The sequence below is a fragment of the Dyadobacter luteus genome (genome assembly GCF_003383615.1).
GTDB lineage: Bacteria > Bacteroidota > Bacteroidia > Cytophagales > Spirosomataceae > Dyadobacter > Dyadobacter luteus.
The window spans coordinates 1-1,966 of sequence record NZ_QNUL01000058.1 but is presented as its reverse complement, the minus strand read 5'-3'; the positions used below and the strand labels follow the sequence as shown (position 1 = coordinate 1,966).

Sequence of the window (1,966 nt, the reverse complement as noted above, 5' to 3'; positions counted from 1 at the left end):
GTGTGTGTCAGGCATGTTCTATATCTATAGGGTGCAAGTCCCGAACGAGAGTTGCAGTACTTATCGTTAGCTGATGGCAAGGGTGTTTACTGTGAGGTAAAATCTGAAGGAAGCTGGAGGCAAATATTCGAACCTACGGACAGAAACTTCATAGGAGGCGTTGCTACAAGGGTGATGTTGCACAAGAAACAAAAGCCCAATACTGCACGGATTGTAGCGGCGTAAATGAAGAGGTTACCTGAATAGAAAGATAAAGAACTTACCCTGAGAGGTCTGGTTATCTAAACTGTCGGATGTATGAGCGAATGCTGAAGAAGTAAACATTCAACAGAGTGAAACAGCAATGTTGTATTGGGATAGTCAGAAGTCAGCAGAGGTCATAGTATTAGCTTAGTGTCAAAGCTAAGAAGGACTGAATGTTAGAATTGCAATTGAACTAAGACGTTTTCTGCGAAGCGATTAACACAGAAAAAAAAAAAAAAAAAAGGTAACCTATGTATATGAAAATAGGGCAGTACCCGACGACAGAGCATACAAGGAGTGTAGCTAAGCAGAGCAACAATGTAGGGATGTAGCAGGAGTTAGATTACAACAACGATAATATGCTTACCGCAATCCTAGACATCAGAAACATTACTTACGCAGTCAAGCAGGTGTGTAGTAACAAAGGAGCTAGTGGCGTGGATGGAATGCAGACCGATGAACTTCGCGACTTCATGTCCACACACTGGTCTTCTTTAAAAGAGGCATTGCAATCAAGCAACTATCACCCCGAAGCGGTACGAAAAGTAGAGATACCCAAACCCCGAGGCGGCACACGTATGCTTGGTATCCCCACGGTCAAAGATCGCCTCATTCAGCAAGCTATATCGCAATGGATGAGTGGATTATGGGAACAAGACTTTCACCCCAACAGCTATGGCTTCCGCCCAAACAGGAATGCCCATCAGGCAGTGTTACAAGCCCAAACCTATCTGAACGAAGGTAAGACATATATTGTAGAATTGGATTTGGCAAAATTCTTTGACGTAGTCAACCATGACAAACTGATGAGCCTGCTCAGCAGAAAGATCGCCGACAAGTCGACCTTGAAGTTGATAGGTAAATATCTTCGTAGCGAAATGATGGCAGACGGAGTAAGCAGCCAACGTGTGTCTGGTACACCACAAGGCAGTCCCCTAAGTCCGCTGCTCTCCAATATTCTACTTAACGAATTAGACGTAGAATTAAGTAAACGAGGGTTGAGCTTTGTCCGATACGCCGATGATTGCAGCATTTATGTAAGGAGCAGGAAGTCGGCAGAACGGGTAATGAGTAGTATCACGAAGTACATAGAAGAGGTACTACTACTACAAGTAAATCGGGAGAAGAGCAAAGTCGGGCGCCCTATGCGTAGCACGCTATTAGGCTTTTCTTTTTACAAGACGAAAGGTAAATGGCGGATACGCATAGCCGATAAATCGGTAGAACGGATGAAAGAAAAGCTACGGACTCTACTTCCGAGAAACAAATCCCAGCAAGTGGAACGGGAGATGAAGGGACTAACTTCAGTAGTAAGAGGTTGGGTACAGTACTTTCAGCTTGCAGACCTTGCAAGTGTATGCCACCGATTAGACAAGTTATTAAGAAGCCGTGTTCGGAAACTGTTTTGGCAGAAATGGCAAAAGGTAAAGACCCGGATGCGAAATCTTATCAAACTCAGAGTGTCTAAATGGCGGGCGTATCAATGGGCAAACACGAGCAAAGGTGCCAGCAGAGCAGCACATAGCCCGATACTGCAAAGGAGCTTGAGCAACGAAGTGCTGACGAAGAAAGGTTTACCAAGTTTTTACCAAACGTATCGCAACAATGTTGAAACGCAACTAAGATTATTCTAACAAACCGCCGTGTACGAGGCCCGTACGCACGGTGGTGTGAGAGGACGGAAAATGAAAGGAGGAAAACTTTCATTTTCCTCCTACTCGAT

1 protein-coding gene is annotated in these 1,966 nt (G+C 44.6%); it reads left to right on the top strand.

Annotated features, from left to right (window positions below; genetic code table 11):
• Positions 1–602: 602 nt before the first annotated feature.
• Complete coding sequence (gene ltrA, locus DSL64_RS28775; protein WP_115834428.1) at positions 603–1,877, top strand: group II intron reverse transcriptase/maturase; 1,275 nt, start codon at positions 603–605, stop codon at positions 1,875–1,877.
• Positions 1,878–1,966: the final 89 nt, after the last annotated feature.